The sequence below is a fragment of the Paenibacillus gansuensis genome (assembly GCF_042684925.1).
GTDB classification, from domain to species: domain Bacteria; phylum Bacillota; class Bacilli; order Paenibacillales; family DY6; genus Paenibacillus_N; species Paenibacillus_N gansuensis.
Genome location: NZ_JBHUME010000014.1, coordinates 43,526 through 64,017, shown reverse-complemented (window position 1 = coordinate 64,017; position 20,492 = coordinate 43,526). Strand labels below are relative to the sequence as shown.

The following is a 20,492-nucleotide window of genomic DNA, read 5'->3' as shown; positions in this document are numbered from 1 at the left end:
AGACTAAAAACTATTTTTAGAAAATTGGGTTGAAAGTAGAGTGTTGTTTCCTGTATCGATACCCCCAATACCCCACACTTTTTCAGTTATCATTACATATTTTAGTTTCAGGACAACTTATACTTCCCTAATCAACCCAAATCATATTTGGGTCTTTTTTTATTTATTGCCAATCTTTGCATTACGACAAGTATGCTTACGAGTCACACCCATTTTGAGTATAAGAGAATAAGGAGTAGTCAATACTTGGAACAACCTCGATGGGTATGGAAAGTGAGTGTGCTAAGATGCAACCAACAGAAAAAATCACGGGAACCCAGCTCGGCTTTTTAATATTTACTTTTATCGTTTCCACCATCATTCTAACCATTCCCGGATGGATGGTCATGTTTGCTAAACAAAATGCATGGTTGTCTTTGATTCCCTCTACAACAACCGGGTTAGTAACATTGTGGGTGTTCATTACACTCAGCAAACGTTATCCGGGATTGTCGATCATACAATACAGTTCAAAGATCCTTGGAAAATGGTTAGGCAGATGTTTGGGGCTTTATTACGTTTATTTTTGGTATGATTCTATTTCGGTTATGGTCATACAGCATACCTTTTTTATTAAAACGCTTCTATTGCCCAAAAGCCCTACCTTTGTAGGGAGTATGACGTTATTAGTCTTATGCGGTATAGCGGTTTACTTGGGTATTGAGGTCATTGGGAGAGCTAATGAGTTTCTTACACCTATGATCTTGGTTTCTTTAATTCCGATCTTGATTTTGGCCATTCTGGAGGCTGACCCAGTCCTTCTAAAACCATTTTTAGGTGAGGGAATACTTCCTGTATTGCAAGGAGCAGTCATTCCTGCAGGAGCATTCATGACTCAAATGTTTATTTTGGGATGGCTGCTGCCATATTTAAACCAGCCGAAAGTGGCTCTCAAGGTCTCGATGATTGCGTATTCCGGCATTTCCGTTTTTATTTTTCTCATTGTATTACTCTCGATCATGATCCTCGGAACATTAACGGGTAAACTGACCTATTCCGTGTTGAGTGTCATGCAGTATATTGGTATCGAAGGTTCATTTGAACGTCTGGAGGCCATCGCTGTTGCCATGTGGGTATTGGGTAATTTTGTGAAAGTTTCGGTATCGTTGTTTATTTTGTGTCTCAGTGTAAGCCAGGTTTTAGAAATCCGAAATTATCGTGATATTGTTGCCCCGTTAACCATTTTGTCCATTATAGGATCCATTTGGATTTTTAAAAATGCCGCAGAACTCCAAATCCATCTTGCTTTCGTTTACCCGGTAGGTGGATTCATTACACAAACCCTTATTCCATTGGCACTTCTCATTATTGACACAATAAAAAGAAAAGCGGTCCACTCACTCCCGTAAAAGCATTCTTCCAATGGGTTCAAACAAAATTTGGAACGGGTAATCTGGGCTAGGCACTTCAACCCCGGCCAGTAATAAGGAACCGATTATAGTTGAAGTACCCATTAACAAACCGTATATTGCCGCTACTTTGATTTTTTGCTTTCTGAGTAAAGATCGGATTCTAACAAAAGACCATACAGCCAATACAAGCACATATCCCGTGATTTGCACGATCATTTTTTGATCTCCTTTTCATTTAATTGTAGAGGAGCACCTGCCATCCCGCTTCCAAGTATATCTAACTTTACTTGAACTGAAACTTCTACTTCAGGAAACTTCTGATCCCATCGTTCTTTCAACGCTCTCCATTGTTTTGGATGATTGCGGTAAATTTCTTGGCCCAAACCAATGCAGTCTACTTTATACCGCTTCTGGAGGGCGGAAAGCGCAGCTGTGGCTTGTTTCTCGACTGATTTCTCTAATGATTTACGTACAATTTTAAGATTCTCCGGCAAACTGACATCCAAACGGGAATTATTCTCCCAAAGGCTTCCTTCCCCATGCACCTGAATGTTGATCTTGATCTTATCACCGCTTACTTTCGAAGTGATTTTTCGGCTTGCATTGACCAGAATCATCCCTATTGATCCAGCTTTATTTGGTAACTCGCCGCTGACTACGCCAGTCTTCATTCTGTTTGTAAGCCAAAGATAACCATTTGTTTCATTGTCGTTTAGAAATCCAACTAATTTTAAATTTTTAAACAAAGCGGATCCGCCCAGTTTAAAAAGTTTGTTTTTGCTTTCACTTCTTCCTCCCTCGGATAAAGCATCACGCTCTATGACTCCCAAACAGGGTTGGATCCCTTCGCCTGATGCCGCTAAAAAAAAGTCTCGCAATGTAATCCCGGTTCCTAAAGCTACCATTTCCTTAACTGCTTCGGCGGGCACTTGTTCAAAAGGGTATTTCACTTTCAGAATTTCGCGCCCTTCTCCCCCTTTCACAGCCATAATATAGGTCCTTAACCGCTGACGGGGATCGTGGGTGTAAACATCGAGGATATCTTGCATCCCATATTTGGCTAATGATTCACCCACATAGATGACGGTTCGATGTGAGGTAAACAACATGCGTGAAGTTTTTTTCTGAAGCTTTTGAAACGCTTCACTGATATCCTTGCCGGTAGCGGTTGTGACGAAAAACTTTTCTTGCTGGCTGCCTCCTCCGCTCCCTTGTCCTCCCTGAGAGGTAGAGGGAATTGCTATCTGATGAGATAATATATAGTTTCCATCTTTAGTTAAATCAAATGCCGTAGCCGAAATAAACGCAAGATCATTGACCTCCTTGCGATCCCAACAACCGCTTGTTGTTACTAGTGTGATTAGCAATCCGATGAATAAGAATGGTTTCATCATGAGTTCCCTCCTCCTTTCTTGAACCCGGTAATCCTAACTGTTCTCTGTTGATTGCTCCCCATGGCTTGGATTTGGACTTTGATTCGACGGTTCGCGGACCGAATTGTTACTTTCTATTGCCTTGGGACGACGCGTTTTAGCCCAAATAGGGGCCCGGATAAGTACATCCTTTAAATCTGTAATTGTAACCGGGGCTAATGGAGTAAAGTACGGCACTCCAAAGGAACGAAGGGATGTGACATGTAGCAAAATGCCCAGAAAGCCAAGTACAATGCCATAAAGTCCGAACGTACCCGCCAATAAGAGTATGGGAAAGCGCAGTAATCGGATGCCGTTCGCAAAACTATATCGCGGAATCGTAAACGTTGCTATCCCGGTGATCGATACGATAATGACTACCGGCGCGGATATGATGCCCGCCTGCACAGCGGCTTGGCCGATGACCAATGCACCTACAATGCTTATCGCTTGGCCTATTTGTTTAGGTAAACGAATCCCTGCTTCCCTTAAGGCTTCAAATATTATTTCCATTAATAAGGCTTCGACGAAGGCCGGGAAAGGAACCGCCTCCCTGGCCGAAGCAATACTCAGGACGAGATTCGTCGGAATCATTTCCTGATGGAAGGTCGTAACCGCCACATAGAGAGGAGGCGCAAATATGGCGATAGATGCGAAAAGGAAGCGGACCCACCGCACAAAGGTTCCGATGGTCCAGTGTATATAGTAGTCTTCGCTTGCCTGCAAACCCGCCCAGAACGTCATGGGTACAACTAAAACAAACGGAGTGTTATCGACAAGAATAGCCACTTTCCCTTCTAACAGCTCTGCGGCTACAACATCAGGCCGTTCTGTACTTTGTACTAATGGAAAAGGAGAATATGGAGAATCCTCAATAAATTCTTCAATGTAGCCTGAATCGAGGATACCGTCAATTTGAATGCGGTTTATTCTTTTTCGAACTTCCTCGACTACAGATTCGGAAACAATACCATCGATATACGTAAGGACGATTTGAGTTTGAGAAAGCTCCCCAAGCTTAAGTGCTTCCATTTTTAGCTTGGATGTTTTGAGACGTTTGCGTATTAGGGCCATATTTGTTGAAATGTTTTCTATGAATCCATCCCTGGGACCGCGAATGACCGGTTCGGAAGAAGGCTCTTCAAGTGCCCGCTGTTCTTTACCGCTGCTCACCTTGACAACCATCGCATGGCTGTCCTCGATCGTAAAAACGACAGCATGACCATTCAACACATGATTAACAATGTCCGTTACGTTGAATGAAAGGAGTGTCTCTCCTGCGGAGATAAACTGATCATCCAGCGTATCCGTTATTTCATTTCTCATTTCTTCTTGCTTTTTACTTTTAGTCAGCAACGGTTTTAAAATATGTTCATCAATCAACTTTTCATCGACCAGAGTTGCAAGGTACATCACAAGCCAATGATTCTCTTTGCCCACGCGAACTTTACGGAACACGATGTCGGAGCTATTATGGAATATCTTTTTAAACATGACCTCATTTTGCTCTAAATCCGAGGCTAACCCAATGTTCTCTTCCTCATCAGGCTGGCGCGCCTTCAGAATACTTTGATAATCAGGCTTCATACGCATCCATTTCCGAGATAATAATTTCACTGAATATACCTCCAAAGAAAGCACTGCGTATAGGTTTCCATTTTTCCATCCTAAGTATTCCAATCTAAGCGTGGCCGTTAATGATTCGAGAAATCGAGTTTATATTAGCATCCCTACTAAGTCCTGTTTTGTGAGCTGCTTCAGAAATGGTGAACGTCAGTTCCATCTAACCTGTCTCCTTTCGTTTCTGTTTGTAGACCTTGGAATGCACTCCAAGTCAAGCGTTTAGCGCTGGAATGATACATTGACTTAAAGTGAACTTTATGATGTAGAATAATGATATTCTGTATATCAAAATTAGATTTTTTTCTCCAGGAGGTATTTAAATGGGAATTTCAATCAAAGAAGCTTCAGAAACATTAGGTATTCCTTCACATACGATCCGCTATTATGATAAGGAAGGATTGCTCCCTTTTATTCAAAGGGATGCAAATGGCAACCGCATTTTCGAAGACAAGGATCTGGAATGGATTAACTTAATGACTTGCTTCCGAGTGACTGGTATGCCTGTAGCCGCGTTAAAGCATATTGTTGACCTGGCGCTGCAAGGCGAATCCACCATTGAGGAAAGAAAGTCGATCCTGGAAGAGCATAAAAAAGAGCTTCAAAGACAACAACAGGAGTTGGACCACGCCTTCGAAGCAGTAAATTATAAATTATCCAAATATCAATCGATTCAAAGAGGAGAAGTCCCTGTAACATCCGAGTTCGAGATGAACCCGTAAAAAGCTGTGATAAAAAGCAAAAAACCAAAGCTCTTTATGCTTTGGTTTTTGCTTTTTATCAATGTATTACCTATTCTACGCCGTTCTTCGCAGAGATTCGCTTCTCCTTCTGCCAATGGCAGCCATAACGAGTAACGAGATAAATAGGAGTGACATGAGGATCAAAAACACAGATTGTATAGAGTTCCTGCCTAACATCGTTTGAATGCCGTTTGAAACTAATGGAGAAACGAACTGACCCGCATTGGCAAAACCCGTCATCAACATGACCGCCAGTGCTTTATGTTCGATGGGGGCAGCTTCCGCCATTCTGCTGAGCAGGATGGGGTACGACAGTCCGAAGCCAAAGCCTACCAGTCCGACACCGATGATAACAATCCACAGCGCATTTGCCAGTCCTAACAGCAAAAATCCCGATCCCAATAACGCAAGGATAAGCAGTGCCGAGCTTCCTCTAAGAAAGGCTGTCATCCGGGGTCCAAAGACTCCCGCAAGAAAAACCAGGAAAAACGATACCGCGGTAACATAACCGGTCACTGTAGAGTTTCCGAGCTGATGATCTTCTAGAAACGAAGCCAGATTAGTCGGTATTACGTAGTAAACAACCATCAGGAGCATCGTGAACAATCCTAATTTATATACGCCGGCTGGAAGTTTCTGTTTCGATGACGTATGATGATTCCCTGCCGAATCTGACACCTGGGATACACGCTCAGGCTTTTGATGCGGAACGAAACTCAAGACGAGAATGAGCAGGATGGCTCCAAAGGAATAGGTCCAGAACACGCCTCTCCATCCAAGTGAACTAAGCGTACCCCCTATGAGCAAAAAGAAGGCACCCCCCAGTCCGTTGACCCCGACGGTAAGTCCGTTCATTCGGGTTCTTTCTTCACCCTCAAAGTGTTCCGCAACAAGAGCATTCATCAACGGTGTAATTAACCCGATCCCTAACCCAAGCACAGCCCTGAGTATAAGGATGGTGCCGATGGAATTCGCAAATGCCGGCCCTACTCCTCCTATGACATACAGAATTAGACCCAAACACAGAATGCTTTTCTTCGAGAATCGTCGAGACAAGTAACTTCCAGCCCATAAGCTGGACAAAAAAAAAAAGGAAGAAAAGGTTACGACAAGCTGAATCAGAAGCGGATTTGTCCGAGGAAAATCATTCAGAAGCAGCTTAACTGCCGGAGCTGCAAGCATGGGTGCCAGTGTTGATGTGACAGCCAGTGCGAGCAGGGTGAATTTAAAAGTCCATTTCATTAGTTTGATACCTCCTAGCATAAAGGCAATGCACTCCGGCAGAGCGCATTGCCTTACAATTGATTAGTTCGGTTTCACTTCATGGCCCATGATGGTTTTAGGCTCCAGATATTCCTCGATTCCATACGATCCGAATTCTCTTCCAATTCCGGACTGTTTAAATCCGCCGAACGGGGCTTTGGGTTCATCGTACAAACCGTTAATCAACACTCGTCCAGCGACAATTTGCGAGGCCACCCGATTGGCTCTTTCCAAGTCGGAGGAGCTGACGTACGCTGATAATCCATAAATCGTATCGTTGGCGATTTCAACCGCCTCTTCCTCTGTTTTATAGGCCAAGATCGCCAGAACAGGTCCAAAGATCTCTTCCTGTGCAATAGTCATCCCCGACTTCACATTGCTGAATACAGTGGGCTTAACATAGTAACCTTGCTCCAACCCGGCGGGATGTCCTTCACCGCCGATCACAAGCTCGGCACCCTCTTCTATACCCTTCTTGATATATCGTTGAACGGTGTCGTACTGCTTTTGGTTAACCAATGGTCCAATAAACGTTCCCTCTTCCCAAGGGCTACCCACTTTGATGCTTTCAACCGTTTTTTTGACCAGTTCCTTAACTTCTTCCAAACGGGTTTCAGGAACAATCAAGCGTGAACCGACATGGCAGGCTTGCCCGCTGTTACTGAAGGCAGTCATGACTGCTAAGGGAATGGCTTTTGTCAGATCCGCATCATCCAAGATGACATTCGGTGATTTGCCGCCGAGCTCCAGAACCATACGTTTCATGGTCGCAGCTCCGTCACGGGCTATGATTCTGCCTACCTGAGTGGAACCCGTGAAGGAAATCATCGCTACGTCCGGATGGCGTGTCAATTCGGCGCCTACGACATCACCGCGCCCGTTTACAAAGTTAATGACGCCAGCAGGAATGCCTGCTTCATCGAAACATTCTGCAATGAGTTGTGTCTGAATGGCACTAAGCTCGCTTGCCTTAATGACTACAGTACAGCCGGCAGAGATGGCTGGGGCTAACTTGGTGGAAATATGCGTGTAATTCGCATTCCATGGTGTAATCAGACCGATCACACCAAGCGGTTCAAGAACAACTTTAGCTTGGCCGATCTGCTTCTCAAATTGAACTTCCTGTAAAACTTCCTTATTCGCCAGAAAATTGTTAGCAGCATATTGTGTACGGGCCGCAGTTGCTTTTAGGGGAGCGCCGTACTCCTCCACCGCAGCTTTATTCAGTTCGTCCGATTTCAGCACCATGACATCATGCAGGCGCTGCAGCATTTGGCTGCGTTCCTGAATCGTTGTCTTCGAGAATGTTCGATAAGCTGCCTTTGCCGCAGCGATCGCAGCCTGGGCATCCTTTTCATCTCCAAGAGTCACTTGGCCAATGACTTCTTTCGTTGCCGGATTCACCAGTTCTTGAATCTCTGTACCGTGAGGCGTGACAAACTTTCCGTTGATATAAATCTTATCGATGATTTTCATATGCTTTCTATCTCCTCTGCACTGTATTTTCATATTTTGTGTTGCAAAAGAAGCATAAACCTTAAAGTAAACTTTAAGGCAAGCATTATTTTTAAAGTCGATTGTTCACTACCTGCCAATTGCATATTCCCTTACATTCTGCAACATACTGTCTATAACTAAGGCAATCATGGGGTGAATATGTAGTGAAGACCAGTCGCAAGCCGGGGGATAAAACTACATACGGGTTAGATAAGAATCTAGGTACCGTCCAGGAACTGCTAACCGTTTTCAGTAAATCAAGTGATTTTAAAACACGTCCCGTTCATTTATCCGCAAGTCAACAAATCGTAGCCTCTTTCTTTAACACTTTAGTGGACGAGGAGAAGCTTCACCATGATTTATTCCGTCCTCTTCAGCAGCATGAACCTAAAACTCAAATCAAAAGCGTTAAGGATATTGTCCCTCTTCTCCCCTTAGACAATATTGAAATTACGGACCATGTCGAAACCATACATAGGAAACTTCTTCAGGGGTGTCTTATCCTGCGGATGAGTGATGCAGATCATACCTGTGCAGTAGTACATATAGCTAGTAAACTAGGGCTTCGCAAAAGCAACGACACCGAAAATGAGTTCAGTGTAGTCGGACCCAAAGTAGGGTTTATTGAGGATTTGGACACAAATATCCATTTGCTTCGCCTGAAGATCAACATACCCAACCTGGTAGTTAAAGAATTTATGATAGGCAATATTTCGAATTCCCGGGTAGCTATTATGTATATTGACGGTGTGACCAATGAGCAGGTTATTCAGACTGTGAAACAAAGGATAGAAGACATTGACTTTGAAGTTGTGTTTGATACCAGCCAGTTGGATCAGATGCTTTCCGATAATTCCAACTCTCCGTTTCCTTTGTTTCTAACTACGGAACGGCGTGACCGGGTCGTCTATGCTCTCGTCAGCGGACAAATAGCTGTTATTAGCGACGGCTCGCCGTATTTCGTCACTGGACCGTCCACCCTGTTCGATTTTTTCATCTCTCCTGAAGATTATTATTTGCCATGGGTATTAGGTTCCTTTTTTCGGCTCATCCGGATTTTCGGAGTTGTTTTTTCCTTATTTGCAAGTTCATTGTATATAGCTACCTTGACGTTTCATTTCGAAGTCGTGCCGCATAACCTGCTGGGCCCGCTGATTTATTCGAGAATCAATGTTCCTTTTCCACCGATCCTCGAAGTGCTTTTTCTTGAACTCACCATAGAATTTCTCCGTGAAGCAGGGGCCAGGCTGCCGACCAAAATCGGGCAAACGCTAGGCATTGTAGGCGGTATTATTGTAGGACAAGCTGCTGTTGAGGCTGCCTTAACAAGCAATATTTTGATTATTGTCGTCTCCTTGTCGGCTTTAGCTTCCTTTACTACCCCCATTTTCAAAATGTCCAATACGATTCGTTTTCTCAGGTTTCCCATTATCATACTGGCGTCCATTTGGGGCGGATTAGGTATTTTGATTGGAATTTGCTTTCTTCTGGTTCATCTCACCCGGCTGAAATCTTTGGGATTTCCGTATACTGTTCCGCTGTTCCCATTCAGGCTCAAAGATTTAAAAGACAGCTTTATCCGGCCGCCTTATCCGGTGATCGACGTAAGGCCCGATTACTTGCGTACCAAAGAAAAGACACGATACACCTCCAATGACAAGAGAAAGAACAAGAAAAAACGGGAATGGGACGAGGGCTAGCATGGAAGGAAAGTTCAGGCAACATATGTTAAGGCTGGCCGCTGCTGCGGCTTTATGTTTAGTAGTGACTTCGTGCGGGACTGAGAGGACTATCAATAAAGTAATGCTTGTACACACCCTGGGATATGATGTTACCGGTTCGAAAGTAAAGGGAAGCGTTTTGCTTGGGGATTATAGAAAAAAAGGAGAGGTTGATGCCACTTTATTACAAACCGAAGCCGAATCTGAGTTTGAAATCCTGCCTAAGCTGAATGCCAAAACCAAAAGTCCGATTGAAATTGGGCAGTTAGGCGTGATCGTATTCGGGAGCGAATTTTCCCGCAGCCACGGCGTATCTACAACAATGAAGAATCTATGCAGAGATACAAGAATATCGACTAATATGAAGCTTGCCGTCGCAGAACATGAGGCCTTTGATCTTATGAAGGCGGCCAAATCCTTTCAAGATGCTTACTTACTGTCCGACATGATCAATCAGAATATGACACATGGAAATTTGCCTTATCAAAACCTGCATCTCTCCCTATTTCAATATTACGGTCCGGGGCGCGATATGTTTCTTCCACATATCGTCTTGGACGAAAAGGAACCTATGGTAGATGGCTTGGCTCTATTTAGAGGCGATAAGTATGTAACGAAAATCAATATGAATGAATCCCTTCTGATAAAGATGCTTACCGAGAATGCAAGAAACGGCACTTATGCAGTTTCGCTTAAGTTGACGGGCTCCAAAAAAATTCCCCTGCTGATCCAGGTTGTCTCGTCCAAAACCCGATACGATGCAGTGCGTGAGCCTAAGGAAGCGATTTCCATTCACCTGAGCTTGCAAGTAAGAATTGAGGAGATCCCGAAGCATACAGAATACCGCAGCAGCGGACTTATTTCGGATTTAGAAAAAAAGCTGGCAGTCTATTTTGAGGATGAAATTGGTAAAATACTGAAAAAATGCCGTGAGCATAAGGTGGATCCTGTAGGTTTAGAAGATCAATACAACCGGAAAGTATTAAAAGCTCATGCAGGAACCAAGAAGGAAAATCCTTCCGCTTTTCAAACGGACGTTACCGTGGACGTAAACATCATTCGAACGGGATTCAAACAATAACAGAAAACTTCTTTGGGCAGGGGTGAATTTGCAGTGAATATTTCAATAAAAGATAAATTCCAAATTTCACCCATACTAGTGTTTTTTCTGTTGTTTGCAAATTTGCTGGATTTAGGATTTCTGAATTATCAACGAACGTTGGTGACACACGCAGGCTTTAATGCATGGATATCAGTTATACTTAGTGGACTAAGCATCCATGCGATCGTCTGGATCATCTACAAACTGTTTCAATATAGTAAGGACAGTTCCAATTCTGATCTTGTCTCTGTAAACCGTGTCTGCTTCGGACGGGCAGCCGGCAAATTGGCAGATATAGCTGTATTGTTGTATTTCCTTCTAGGGGCTTTTCTCTCATTCAGAGGATACATTATTATCATCCAGGTTTGGTTTTTTCCTGAAATGCCCATTTGGTTTGTCGGGATTACCTTTATTACTTTACTTTATTACACGATTACAGGCGGCCTTCGTTCCATTACAGGATTGAGTTTTTGGGGAACCGCCGCTTCCGTTATTTATTTGATCCCGCTGCTGTTTTTGCTATGGAAGTACTTGCATCCTTTAAATTTGCTGCCGCTGCTTGACCACTCTCCAATAGAGCTGCTTATGTCCTCCAAAAGCATGATCTCGCAATATACAGGAATCAGTTCTATATTAATGATCTACCCCTTCATCCAATCGCCTGTTAAGTCCAAGAAATGGTCCCATCTGGCCGTTCTCACAGCTACAGCGATTTATTTGATTATCATTTTGATTACCTACATGTTTTATAGCGAAGAGCAGTTAAAGCTGATTGTTTGGCCGACACTTCATATGTACATGGTTCTTCAAATTCCTTTGATTCAAAGGCTTGAGTACATGATTGTTCCTATTTTTCTGATCTCTATCACGGCCAATATTTCTCTTCACTTATGGATGGCTTGCAGGACTGCAAAAAGAAGCCTGAAGGTGAAGCAATGGCCTAGTCTGCTGCTCTTCTTGCTTGCTCTATATACTTTCAGTTTCTTTATTAAAGATTATGACGGCTTGAGGACTGTTGATAAAATTTATGAAACGATTGGATGCTTCTTCCTATATATGTATATCCCTCTGCTCTTTATTTTGATGAAAGTCAAAAAAATGCGCGGTCAGCTGCGCTAAGTTGATCCCGGGCGTGCCCCCCTTTTCAACAGCCACTCCACCAGCTCCATCGCATTGCTGCGACTAGCCGCATCTAAGGGGGTTAGCGCGTCATAGCCGATCCAATTCAAGTCGGCACCGCGCTCCGCCAGAAACTGAGCTGCTTTCAGTTGTCCTCCGTGACACGCCAACCAGAAGGCTTGGGTGGTTTCATCGGCTCCCGGGGGCTTATTGCTCTTATAACAAGCTTTGACATAATCCATCAAGCCCAGTGCAGCGGCATTCCACAGCTTCAGCTGCGCTCCCCGTTGGACTAAACGGCGTGCCGCCTGCCATTGGCCGAAAGCCACCGCATCATCCAACGGTGTTCCGCCGCCGATGACAGCCCCGGGAGAATTGATATCGGCGCCGGCATCCAGCAGGGCATCCAGCACGTCGGTATCATTGCTGCTGGCAGCCCAATGCAGCGCCGTCTCTTCATGCGGACCGATGAAACGCGCGTTTACATCCCCGCCGGCTTCCGCTAGTGCCGCAACCGCAGCGGCTCCATTCGGAACATGGCCGGGCCAGTCTGCCGTCACATGCAAAAGTGTACGCGACATACTGCGGGTTCCGCGTTTTTGTGCAGCACTGCTCTCTTCAATTCTCGCCGATGCCAAACCAGGGTGATCAGCCAAAAGCTGCTTAAGTTTCATGATATCACCCGAACGGATTGCCCCGACTACGGCCGCGGCAAGGGGTGAATCCTCATATAAGAGTAAGGGCATTCTATTTCTCCTTTGTACCGGACTCATCCAATGAAATAACCGCACAACCAAAGCTTGGCCGTGCGGTTGGAATCTATAACAGCCCTTTTTCCTTTAAGTTCAGATAACTTACTGCAGCCGTCTGCATCCCTGACAGATTCCGGAGCTGATCCTGTTCTACGGTCATCCACTCCACACCAATCTCTTTTGCAGCTTCAATAGAGCCTTTGATGTCAACGATACCGGTTCCCACTGCCGTCCACTTTCCAATTTCATCTGTACCGTAAACATCTTTCAGGTGGATTGCAGGTACGCGGCCGGCCATCTTGCGCAGGATGTGCGCGGGATCCGCACCGCCAAGGGTAATCCAGGCAACATCAAGCCGGAAATACAGATGTTTGGGATCTGTATACTCGGCGAGGAGATCTAGAGCATAAAGGCCGTGATATGTTCTTTGGAACTCATGTGCGTGGTTATGGTAACATAAGCGCAGTCCCTCTGAAGCCAGCCGGGATCCTGCTGCATTGTACAGTTCTGCATCCCGCAGCAGCTGCTCCCTTGTATCGGCAGTGTCCCACCAGTAGGTAACATCCTTCGTATGTAAACGATGAGCGTCCCTGATCACAGCATCCAGCTTCTTTTCGTCCTGAAGCTGTTCCTTATTCGTGCTGTGTGTTGCAATCTGAAGTCCTAATCCATGGAACCGGGCGATGTTTTCTTCAACGTTTCCTTGGAGCAGCTCAGCGCCCCCTTCGATTCCCTCATAGCCGATTTCAGCCACTCGCTGCATCGTACCCCAGAAATCCTGTTTTGCTTCCTCCTGAACGATACCAATTAAACCAAGCTTAGGAATTGACATGGGCAGCTTCACGCTCCTTGTTTTGTGAATTGGCCTTGTTCAAGCATGGTGATGAACGGACTGTCCATTACACCGGTTAACGGAAGCTCTACACGCGCATTCCGACGTACCGACTCATAGAATGCAAAAATAATTTCGGAAGAGCGGAGCGCCTTCTGATACGAAACCTCCGGTTCTTCGCCAGTTTCCAAACAATCGACGGCATGCCGCACATAGCCTATCATCTGCTCGGACATGGAGGATAGTTCAAGTTCCGGTTTCCAAGAGGGGTCTTCATAATTGACAGCATTGACGATTTGCCCGTCCCACATAATTTCAATAAAGCCCTTGGTGCCGGTTACTCTTACACCCGCCCATAGCTTCATCATATCCTGTTGAGGTTCCCATGTATCGATGGAACCTGAATAAAAGCTGGCCAAAACCCCGTTTGTGAACATAATTTGGCCGGACGCTCCACATTCGGAAGGCACATTGAACCAGTTGAAAATTTCGGAGGTATCTACCGCCCCCAGTACCCATTTTGCCGGTTCCTCGTCCATATAGCTTATGGCCTGATCAAACGTATGGATGCCGCAATCCAGCAGATTTGGCGGTGAATATAAGTCCATACGTACCACTTGTCCGATTCTGCCTTCCTTAATGAAGCGCCTTGCCGTTTGATTCCCTTTAGCAAACCGCCGCTGCAGCGAAAAGGTTAGCTGACAGCCCGTCTCTTCCGCAATGCGGCCCATTTCCTGGCATTCTCCCCAAGTTGCGGACATCGGTTTTTCACAGAGAACCGCTTTTGCCCCTGCTTCCGCACAATCACGAAATACCGGTAAATGAAGCGGGGTCCACAAACAGATGAGCACGAGATCCGGCTTCTCCTTAGCAAGCATTTCCTTATGGTCCATATAAATGTTAGCTTGAAATCCGAATTCAGAGTTCAAGGTTTCTGCCGAGGCGGAGGAAATGTCGGACAAAGCCACAACTTCGCACCTGCTGTCTTCCTGTACTCCGATTGCATGCTCATGTGCACGTTTGCCGCAGCCGATAAAAGCCACCCGGTACCTTTTCACTAGGAACCTCTCCTTTTATCTTTCGATTGAGTTGAGATAAATAAGGCTTACTTGATCGAAACGTTTCTAAATAAAAGAATACATCAGATGGTACAGCGCTTTCAATACTTATATTGGAAAAGTCCCTCTGATTTTTATGCGGCTAGCGGAATACAAATGCATATTTACAACTACGATACATTTCAGAAATATTAGAGCAACATATACTTCATACACTTACACCACAATACATACAAGGGGAATACCTATGTTGAAAAGAGCAATTCTAATCATCATCCTGGTCCTAGGCGCCGCATATGCACTTTCACTTAACTTTGCAGTTGAACCGCCAAAACCGCCAAGATCGGACCTTTCCAAACCGCCCGAGACTTCCCCTTCTCCTTCCGTTCCCAAAGCAGCTAATCCAATGGGTACTCCTAAGCAGCAGGTGAAACAACACTCTCCAATTGAACTCATCTTCGCCGGAGATACCATGATGGACGGATCGCTGCGGGATGCAATCCGGAAGCGGGGTGCGCTCGACCCGTTCCGGCAGGTGAAAGAAGAGATTACCCGCGCGGATTGGGCCGTTGCCAACCTCGAAACATCCGTAACCACAGCCACCCGCAAAGATCCGAATCAAAGATACAACTTCAAGTCCGACCCGTCTTCGCTTAAAGGATTGAAAGAGGCCGGTTTCGACATGGTTTCGCTGGCGAATAATCATGTGCTGGATTACGGGATAAGCGGGCTGAAAGACACATTGCGATATGTGAAATCCCATGGTTTACATGCAGCCGGTGCGGGGATGAATGAACAGGATGCCTTTCAAGCGGCAACAGTTACACTGCATGGGCAAGTCGTGAAAGTTGCTGCATTCACCAGGTTTATGCCGGTCCTGAATTGGAATGCTTCCGGGGATCAGCCTGGCGTGGCGGGAGCTTATGATCAAGAGAAGGTACTGCAGGCGATCAGAAAGCAAAGTCAGGATGCAGATTATTTGATTGTGTATATCCATTGGGGGGTTGAAAAGAGCAATCATCCCGAACCATGGCAGAAACAGTTCGCCAGGGATATGATTGATGCAGGGGCAGACGCGGTTATCGGCAGCCACCCTCATGTTCTGCAAGGATTCGAGTACTACCGGTCGGCTCCGATTGCTTATTCCATCGGGAACTTTCTGTTTCCTGATTACGTGAAAGATGATACAGCAAATACAGGCCTGCTGAAGTTGTCATTGCAAACCGGCAGCATTCGTATGAGCTTCCATCCTCTATACATACGGGACAACAGGATTATCCATCGGGGAAATGTTTATGAGAAGGAACAGTTATTGTACCTGAAAAGTTTATCGCCTCAGGTGAGCTGGAAATCCAATTTAATCGTGCCAAAGAAGAGGTAACAAAGGGTCATAGCCCCTTTGTTACCTCTTCTACAACAAGCGCTTATTTCATTACTGCTGAAATAGCTTTTGCATATTCCTCCGCAAGAAAGACATGGCCCTCTTCGCTTGGATGCATGCCATCCGCAGAGAGATACTTGTCGAAATTACCTTCATTCCATTTCCCCGCAAGATCGATATAGGTACAATTCGAATTACTGGCACAAGCGCGTTCTATATCCCGGCTTATCGGTGCTAGTGTCTTGTCCTTCATTCCTCTCGCCGCAATGAGTCCGCTTGCAAATACGCGGGTATCAGGGAGAGCGTCGGTTATTTGGGTGATGAAAGACCGGTAATCGGCTTCATACTTGTCATGCGTCAATTCTTTTTTGTTGATACTTCCCAGCACATTAATGCCGTAAACGGCGAGTACATAATCCGGTTTAAGATCGATGACATCTTTTTGGACTCTGCTTAATCCGCTGTTGGCTCCGCCCGCATTTACATCAGTCCTGCCTATCCCTGCGTTAACGCTTTCCATTCCAAGCAAGTCTCCTACCAGAGCAGCAAACGATTTCGTTCCGCGCTCTTGGAGACAGCAGCCCTCTGCATAACTGTGGCCGATGACCACTATCTTTTTGCGAGGAAGCCCCGGTTTTTTCACGCGGGCCTGCTTGCTTACGTAGAGGCCGTCAATTTCGCTGTTTAATCCTGAAAAGGCTACTTCAATTTGATGCCAGCCTTCGTTTTTGTTATAAATGGGCAATATATGTTTCTTTCCATCCTGCGGTACCTCATGGGTAACGGCTGCCTTTCCGTCTACGAATACCGTAATCGTACCGCCGGTTCCGCGCTGTTTCAGTGCTGCATAAGGGCTGTCCGTTTCAATGCTTGCTCTTGTGCCGGCCTGATTCCCTTTCATAACTTTGCCCCAGCCTTCCCCTTCCTCAGCGGAAGACCACCTCCCGTTCGTATAACTCCATGACTCGTCAGCCGGGTTAATGAACTGCTTACCTCCCGGGAGATCGGTCATACCGCAGCCAGATACCAGCAATAGGATCCATAGAGTGATTAAGGTGCCTGCCCATTTCCTTAGAACATGTTGATTCATCGTCGGTTCCCCACCCTCTAAAGTCAAGTTTGAACCAAGGGTACCACAAAGAAAATGTTCAGTCCTGTCTTTTTGTGCGAAGGGAAAACAGATTCCTGTTATACTATAGGGAAAAAGCGATCGAGGTGGTCCGGTATGGAATGGCTGCAGCGAATGAATGACGCGGTGGATCTGATCGAATCGAACTTAGACAATTCCTTGGATATCGAACAGATTGCCAAAACGGCCTGTTCTTCCCCTTTTCACTTTCAGCGGATGTTTCATATGGTGACAGGGATGACCATAGCAGAGTATACACGAAGACGGAGGTTAACATTAGCTGCACAGGAATTGTCTATGACGGGGTCAGTGAGAGTTATCGATGTAGCGTTGAAGTACGGTTATGACTCTCCTGAGTCATTCTCCAAAGCTTTCCGGAAACTTCACGGCATCACCCCTTCGGAGGCCCGCCGTTCAGGAATGAATCTAAAAGCATTTCCGCGGCTGTCTTTGCAGCTAACTATAAAAGGGGATAAAGAAATAGATTACAGGATTGTCGAGAAAGAGCCTTATACGGTAATCGGAAGAACGATCCAACTGCATTGTGAAGAAGAGGAACCATCGCGGCGGACATTTTGGAGAACATGCCGTCAAGATGGTTCTCTTGCCTTGCTTGATTCATGGGGTTCTGACGAGAATTTGCTGGGGATTACTATGGATATAGAGGGCAGCTATTTTACTTATTTGATCGCAAAACGCATGCCGGTCCCCGCTGTAAACACGGAGGCTGTATTGTTTTCTACTTACGTTGTACCTGGGTCGACCTGGGCTGTATTTCTTTCTCAAGGCCCTTTGCCGGATGCAATCACCGGGCTGTTTCAGCAGATTTATCAAGAATGGTTTCCGGCCACCGGATACGAACATACCGGTGGACCCGAAATAGAGGTATATCTGCCGGGGGATCCTTCTGCTGAAGACTACAGATGCGAAGTTTGGATCCCTGTCTCGAAAGGCTACGTCCCGCAGAAAGTGCGGTAAGGCCGGGCTGTGGGTTCAGGCAGAGCGGTATATTCGTCATCCGCACAAGAATAATCATAAGGGGAGGAAAGAGCTTTCAGCAGTCTATGTAAGACACTAAAGTCGCCTTGTACGGTTGCCGCTTCCAGTGCTTCCTCAACCTTATAGTTCCGGGGAATGACGGAAGGATTGCTGTTTCGCATCAACTCCAGCGATTCTGTCTTTGATTGTGCCTGCCGGCTCAGTCGTGCCTGCCATCGTTCCAGCCATCCTGTGAATTCGGGTGTACCGGACAACATCGATTCCTGTGTTGTACCTAATGTCAGGATACGGAACGTATTGGTATAGTCAGCCTTAAATTGATGCATCGTGCTGAGCAGGTCGCCTATCAACGCTTCGTCCTCCGGTTCTTCATCGAAAAGGCCCAGCTTCTTTCTCATTCCATCCAGATAATTCTTGTGATACTGCTCAGCAAACCCCGAGAGTACCTCTTCCGCCGTTTTCACAGCCTGATCCTCCTGTTCGTTCAGCAGCGGCAGCAGAGATTCCGCTAATCTGGCCAGATTCCAGGCTGCAATTTTCGGCTGATTCCCGTAAGCATATCGTCCTTGCGAATCGATGGAACTGAACACCGTTGCGGGATCGTACACATCCATAAAGGCACAAGGTCCATAATCAATGGTTTCCCCGCTTAGTGTCATGTTATCGGTGTTCATTACCCCGTGAATGAAGCCGGTTTGCATCCATTTCGCAATGAGAGCAGCCTGCCGTCCGATGACCTCTTTCAACAGGGATACATATTTATTATCCTCATGTTTAATGTCAGGGTAATGCCTGTGAATGGTGTAATCCGCAAGAGCTTTAAGATCTTCAGCTGTGCCATAATTGGCGGCGTATTGAAATGTACCGACACGGATATGGCTTGCTGCCACGCGGGTAAGTACCGCGCCGGGCAAGTCTTGCTCACGGATGACAGCCTCACCGGTTGCTGTCACTGCCAAACTTCGTGTAGTAGGAATCCCAAGCGCATGCATCGCTTCGCTGATGATATACTCCCGAAGCATCGGCCCGAGTGCAGCCCGTCCGTCTCCTCCGCGGGAATAAGGTGTCCTTCCAGAGCCTTTCAACTGGATATCAAATCTTTCTCCTTGGGGAGTCACTTGTTCTCCAAGCAGCACGGCGCGGCCGTCACCTAACATAGTGAAATATCCGAACTGATGACCGGCGTATGCTTGAGCCAGAGGCAAAGCGCCTTCAGGAATCGCGTTGCCTCCCAACACGCCGGATCCCTCGTCGCTTTGCAGCTCCTGGATATTCAAACCTAACGATTGGGCTAACGATTCGTTCAAGAGAACCGCCTTCGGTGCGCGTACCGGGGTTGGCAGCTGCCGGGTATAAAAGGTTTCCGGGAGATTCGCATAACTATTATTGAAATTCCATCCTGTTTGTTTGTTTCCTTTGTCCATTAGATATGCCTTGTCTCCTTTCAAATCACAACTTACTGCCATTTATTATACCACTTTCACTTGATAATCCTCCCTACTATGCCTGAAACATTACAGCGTGCCTTATGCGGTTAAAAAATAAAAAGACACACCGCAATACGGTGTGCCGGGTCATTCCTGCTAGTGCTCCAGCGTTCTCATATTCTCTGCCGGCTGCTTCCCTGTGAGCGCAGCTTCAAACACATCGATAATTTCCAAAAACCGAGATGCTTCACGGAATACATGGTCCGCCAGCAAAGGATGAATAGTGCTTTTTATTCTGCATGCTTCGATTAATTCACGAGCCGTTCGCTTGAAATCTCGAAGGGAAGAAACCGAAACCCTGTTCTGATCCAAAAACTGGCTTAACAAAGGTTCCGTTTGCGATTGCGGCCGCATAGAATCCAAATCCTGCGCTTGAAATAATAATTGATCAAAATCATGGCTGAAATCATTGGCTTGGTCCACCAATTTCCGTTCGGACGGATCCAGTAAATGACTGATAAATTTGGCGTGATCGGCCATAATTTTCAGGAAAAACACATTCTCATCAATAATGGCATCCGGCAGCGGTTCTAATGTCCCCTGGTTAAGTTCCGTTAACCTGTTTCTGAAGTAATTGGCTTCGCGGCTGACATGGTCGACAAGCAAAGGGAAATTGTTTTGTCCCGGCAGCTGGCAGGTTAAGATAAGCCCTAAAACCTTTCTCTTAAAAGCCCATATGTAGCTTACAGCTGTATGAACTTCGTTGTTAAATTGCATAATGGTGTTTGGATCGGTATCGGTGCCGAACGAAGATGCCCGTTGTTCGATATTCTCGAAGAGGGCATAAAAATAATTGGCTTCCTGGATCAGCTGCGTGTCCTCCGCTCTAAAGCCCAGTCTCAGAAAAAAAGAGTGCTCTTTCATAATCCTTGACCAGAAACGAACTTCATCCAGGGAGCGGGTAACAAACATGTCGGACAAAGTCATCACCTCCACAAGTATGGTTACCTAACCTACCTTATTACGGAAATGAATTATTATGTCTG

The 20,492-nt window shown here is 45.8% G+C and carries 18 protein-coding genes; 7 read left to right on the top strand and 11 right to left on the bottom strand.

Annotated features, from left to right (window positions below):
• The first annotated feature begins 260 nt into the window (after positions 1 to 260).
• A complete protein-coding gene (locus tag ACFSUF_RS20635) occupies positions 261 to 1,388 on the top strand; it encodes a GerAB/ArcD/ProY family transporter (protein ID WP_377606116.1) in 1,128 nt (375 codons plus the stop codon).
• On the opposite strand, the gene ACFSUF_RS20630 is transcribed toward ACFSUF_RS20635, so the two are convergent.
• From ACFSUF_RS20630 to ACFSUF_RS20620, 3 genes are read right to left on the bottom strand one after another with little or no spacing between them, the layout of a single operon-like run.
• A complete protein-coding gene (locus ACFSUF_RS20630; RefSeq protein ID WP_377606114.1) occupies positions 1,377 to 1,607 on the bottom strand; it encodes a hypothetical protein in 231 nt (76 codons plus the stop codon). The two genes, ACFSUF_RS20635 and ACFSUF_RS20630, sit on opposite strands and share 12 nt — an antisense overlap.
• The gene (locus ACFSUF_RS20625; RefSeq protein ID WP_377606112.1) at positions 1,604 to 2,785 is read right to left on the bottom strand and encodes a Ger(x)C family spore germination protein; all 1,182 of its coding nucleotides are present in this window, start codon (positions 2,783 to 2,785) and stop codon (positions 1,604 to 1,606) included. The genes ACFSUF_RS20630 and ACFSUF_RS20625 overlap by 4 nt, the downstream gene beginning before the upstream one ends.
• Before the next feature lie 33 nt (positions 2,786 to 2,818).
• On the bottom strand, positions 2,819 to 4,396 hold the full coding sequence (locus ACFSUF_RS20620) for a spore germination protein (protein ID WP_377606254.1): 1,578 nt from the start codon (positions 4,394 to 4,396) through the stop codon (positions 2,819 to 2,821).
• A gap of 350 nt (positions 4,397 to 4,746) precedes the next feature.
• Here ACFSUF_RS20620 and ACFSUF_RS20615 point away from each other — a divergent pair, with 350 nt between their 5' ends.
• Positions 4,747 to 5,145: a MerR family transcriptional regulator gene (locus tag ACFSUF_RS20615; protein WP_377606110.1), complete on the top strand. Its 399-nt coding sequence runs from the start codon at positions 4,747 to 4,749 to the stop codon at positions 5,143 to 5,145.
• A gap of 75 nt (positions 5,146 to 5,220) precedes the next feature.
• Here ACFSUF_RS20615 and ACFSUF_RS20610 read toward each other — a convergent pair whose 3' ends face one another.
• Together ACFSUF_RS20610 and ACFSUF_RS20605 are read right to left on the bottom strand one after the other, a co-directional pair.
• On the bottom strand, positions 5,221 to 6,408 hold the full coding sequence (locus tag ACFSUF_RS20610; RefSeq protein WP_377606108.1) for an MFS transporter: 1,188 nt from the start codon (positions 6,406 to 6,408) through the stop codon (positions 5,221 to 5,223).
• A gap of 63 nt (positions 6,409 to 6,471) precedes the next feature.
• Positions 6,472 to 7,905, bottom strand: a complete 1,434-nt coding sequence (locus tag ACFSUF_RS20605; RefSeq protein ID WP_377606106.1) for an aldehyde dehydrogenase family protein — start codon at positions 7,903 to 7,905, stop codon at positions 6,472 to 6,474.
• 185 nt (positions 7,906 to 8,090) lie between these two features.
• Here ACFSUF_RS20605 and ACFSUF_RS20600 point away from each other — a divergent pair, with 185 nt between their 5' ends.
• The 3 genes from ACFSUF_RS20600 to ACFSUF_RS20590 are packed head-to-tail and all read left to right on the top strand — an operon-like array spanning position 8,091 to position 11,868.
• Positions 8,091 to 9,626 carry a spore germination protein gene (locus tag ACFSUF_RS20600; RefSeq protein WP_377606104.1) on the top strand — a complete coding sequence of 512 codons (1,536 nt, stop codon included), beginning with the start codon at positions 8,091 to 8,093 and terminating at the stop codon, positions 9,624 to 9,626.
• Between the two features lies 1 nt (position 9,627).
• Complete coding sequence (locus ACFSUF_RS20595) at positions 9,628 to 10,728, top strand: Ger(x)C family spore germination protein (protein ID WP_377606102.1); 1,101 nt, start codon at positions 9,628 to 9,630, stop codon at positions 10,726 to 10,728.
• 33 nt (positions 10,729 to 10,761) lie between these two features.
• The gene (locus ACFSUF_RS20590; protein ID WP_377606100.1) at positions 10,762 to 11,868 is read left to right on the top strand and encodes a GerAB/ArcD/ProY family transporter; all 1,107 of its coding nucleotides are present in this window, start codon (positions 10,762 to 10,764) and stop codon (positions 11,866 to 11,868) included.
• Here the strand turns inward: ACFSUF_RS20590 and ACFSUF_RS20585 are convergent.
• From ACFSUF_RS20585 to ACFSUF_RS20575, 3 genes are all read right to left on the bottom strand, one after another.
• A complete protein-coding gene (locus tag ACFSUF_RS20585) occupies positions 11,865 to 12,614 on the bottom strand; it encodes an ankyrin repeat domain-containing protein (RefSeq protein ID WP_377606098.1) in 750 nt (249 codons plus the stop codon). The two genes, ACFSUF_RS20590 and ACFSUF_RS20585, sit on opposite strands and share 4 nt — an antisense overlap.
• 73 nt (positions 12,615 to 12,687) lie before the next feature.
• Positions 12,688 to 13,452 carry a sugar phosphate isomerase/epimerase family protein gene (locus tag ACFSUF_RS20580; protein ID WP_377606096.1) on the bottom strand — a complete coding sequence of 255 codons (765 nt, stop codon included), beginning with the start codon at positions 13,450 to 13,452 and terminating at the stop codon, positions 12,688 to 12,690.
• Positions 13,453 to 13,460: 8 nt separating this feature from the next.
• Complete coding sequence (locus ACFSUF_RS20575) at positions 13,461 to 14,510, bottom strand: Gfo/Idh/MocA family protein (protein ID WP_377606094.1); 1,050 nt, start codon at positions 14,508 to 14,510, stop codon at positions 13,461 to 13,463.
• Positions 14,511 to 14,757: 247 nt separating this feature from the next.
• On the opposite strand from ACFSUF_RS20575, the gene ACFSUF_RS20570 reads away from it, so the two are divergent.
• Positions 14,758 to 15,891 carry a CapA family protein gene (locus ACFSUF_RS20570; protein WP_377606092.1) on the top strand — a complete coding sequence of 378 codons (1,134 nt, stop codon included), beginning with the start codon at positions 14,758 to 14,760 and terminating at the stop codon, positions 15,889 to 15,891.
• Positions 15,892 to 15,934: 43 nt separating this feature from the next.
• Here ACFSUF_RS20570 and ACFSUF_RS20565 read toward each other — a convergent pair whose 3' ends face one another.
• Complete coding sequence (locus ACFSUF_RS20565; RefSeq protein ID WP_377606091.1) at positions 15,935 to 16,981, bottom strand: SGNH/GDSL hydrolase family protein; 1,047 nt, start codon at positions 16,979 to 16,981, stop codon at positions 15,935 to 15,937.
• A gap of 135 nt (positions 16,982 to 17,116) precedes the next feature.
• Between ACFSUF_RS20565 and ACFSUF_RS20560 the strand changes: the two genes are divergently transcribed.
• A complete protein-coding gene (locus tag ACFSUF_RS20560) occupies positions 17,117 to 17,998 on the top strand; it encodes an AraC family transcriptional regulator (protein ID WP_377606089.1) in 882 nt (293 codons plus the stop codon).
• On the opposite strand, the gene ACFSUF_RS20555 is transcribed toward ACFSUF_RS20560, so the two are convergent.
• Together ACFSUF_RS20555 and ACFSUF_RS20550 are read right to left on the bottom strand one after the other, a co-directional pair.
• Positions 17,974 to 19,443, bottom strand: coding sequence for a protein adenylyltransferase SelO (locus ACFSUF_RS20555; protein ID WP_377606087.1), 1,470 nt, complete (start codon positions 19,441 to 19,443; stop codon positions 17,974 to 17,976). The two genes, ACFSUF_RS20560 and ACFSUF_RS20555, sit on opposite strands and share 25 nt — an antisense overlap.
• A gap of 159 nt (positions 19,444 to 19,602) precedes the next feature.
• Positions 19,603 to 20,433, bottom strand: coding sequence for a DUF2935 domain-containing protein (locus tag ACFSUF_RS20550; RefSeq protein ID WP_377606251.1), 831 nt, complete (start codon positions 20,431 to 20,433; stop codon positions 19,603 to 19,605).
• Positions 20,434 to 20,492: the final 59 nt, after the last annotated feature.

Coding starts and splice junctions, on each gene's coding strand:
- ACFSUF_RS20635 (WP_377606116.1), top strand. CDS start 261: ATGGGTATGGAAAGTGAGTGTGCTAAGATGCAACCAACAGAAAAAATC.
- ACFSUF_RS20560 (WP_377606089.1), top strand. CDS start 17,117: ATGGAATGGCTGCAGCGAATGAATGACGCGGTGGATCTGATCGAATCG.
- ACFSUF_RS20555 (WP_377606087.1), bottom strand. CDS start 19,443: ATGGACAAAGGAAACAAACAAACAGGATGGAATTTCAATAATAGTTAT.
- ACFSUF_RS20570 (WP_377606092.1), top strand. CDS start 14,758: ATGTTGAAAAGAGCAATTCTAATCATCATCCTGGTCCTAGGCGCCGCA.
- ACFSUF_RS20585 (WP_377606098.1), bottom strand. CDS start 12,614: ATGCCCTTACTCTTATATGAGGATTCACCCCTTGCCGCGGCCGTAGTC.
- ACFSUF_RS20565 (WP_377606091.1), bottom strand. CDS start 16,981: ATGAATCAACATGTTCTAAGGAAATGGGCAGGCACCTTAATCACTCTA.
- ACFSUF_RS20615 (WP_377606110.1), top strand. CDS start 4,747: ATGGGAATTTCAATCAAAGAAGCTTCAGAAACATTAGGTATTCCTTCA.
- ACFSUF_RS20595 (WP_377606102.1), top strand. CDS start 9,628: ATGGAAGGAAAGTTCAGGCAACATATGTTAAGGCTGGCCGCTGCTGCG.
- ACFSUF_RS20605 (WP_377606106.1), bottom strand. CDS start 7,905: ATGAAAATCATCGATAAGATTTATATCAACGGAAAGTTTGTCACGCCT.
- ACFSUF_RS20630 (WP_377606114.1), bottom strand. CDS start 1,607: ATGATCGTGCAAATCACGGGATATGTGCTTGTATTGGCTGTATGGTCT.
- ACFSUF_RS20610 (WP_377606108.1), bottom strand. CDS start 6,408: ATGAAATGGACTTTTAAATTCACCCTGCTCGCACTGGCTGTCACATCA.
- ACFSUF_RS20580 (WP_377606096.1), bottom strand. CDS start 13,452: ATGTCAATTCCTAAGCTTGGTTTAATTGGTATCGTTCAGGAGGAAGCA.
- ACFSUF_RS20625 (WP_377606112.1), bottom strand. CDS start 2,785: ATGATGAAACCATTCTTATTCATCGGATTGCTAATCACACTAGTAACA.
- ACFSUF_RS20620 (WP_377606254.1), bottom strand. CDS start 4,396: ATGCGTATGAAGCCTGATTATCAAAGTATTCTGAAGGCGCGCCAGCCT.
- ACFSUF_RS20550 (WP_377606251.1), bottom strand. CDS start 20,433: ATGACTTTGTCCGACATGTTTGTTACCCGCTCCCTGGATGAAGTTCGT.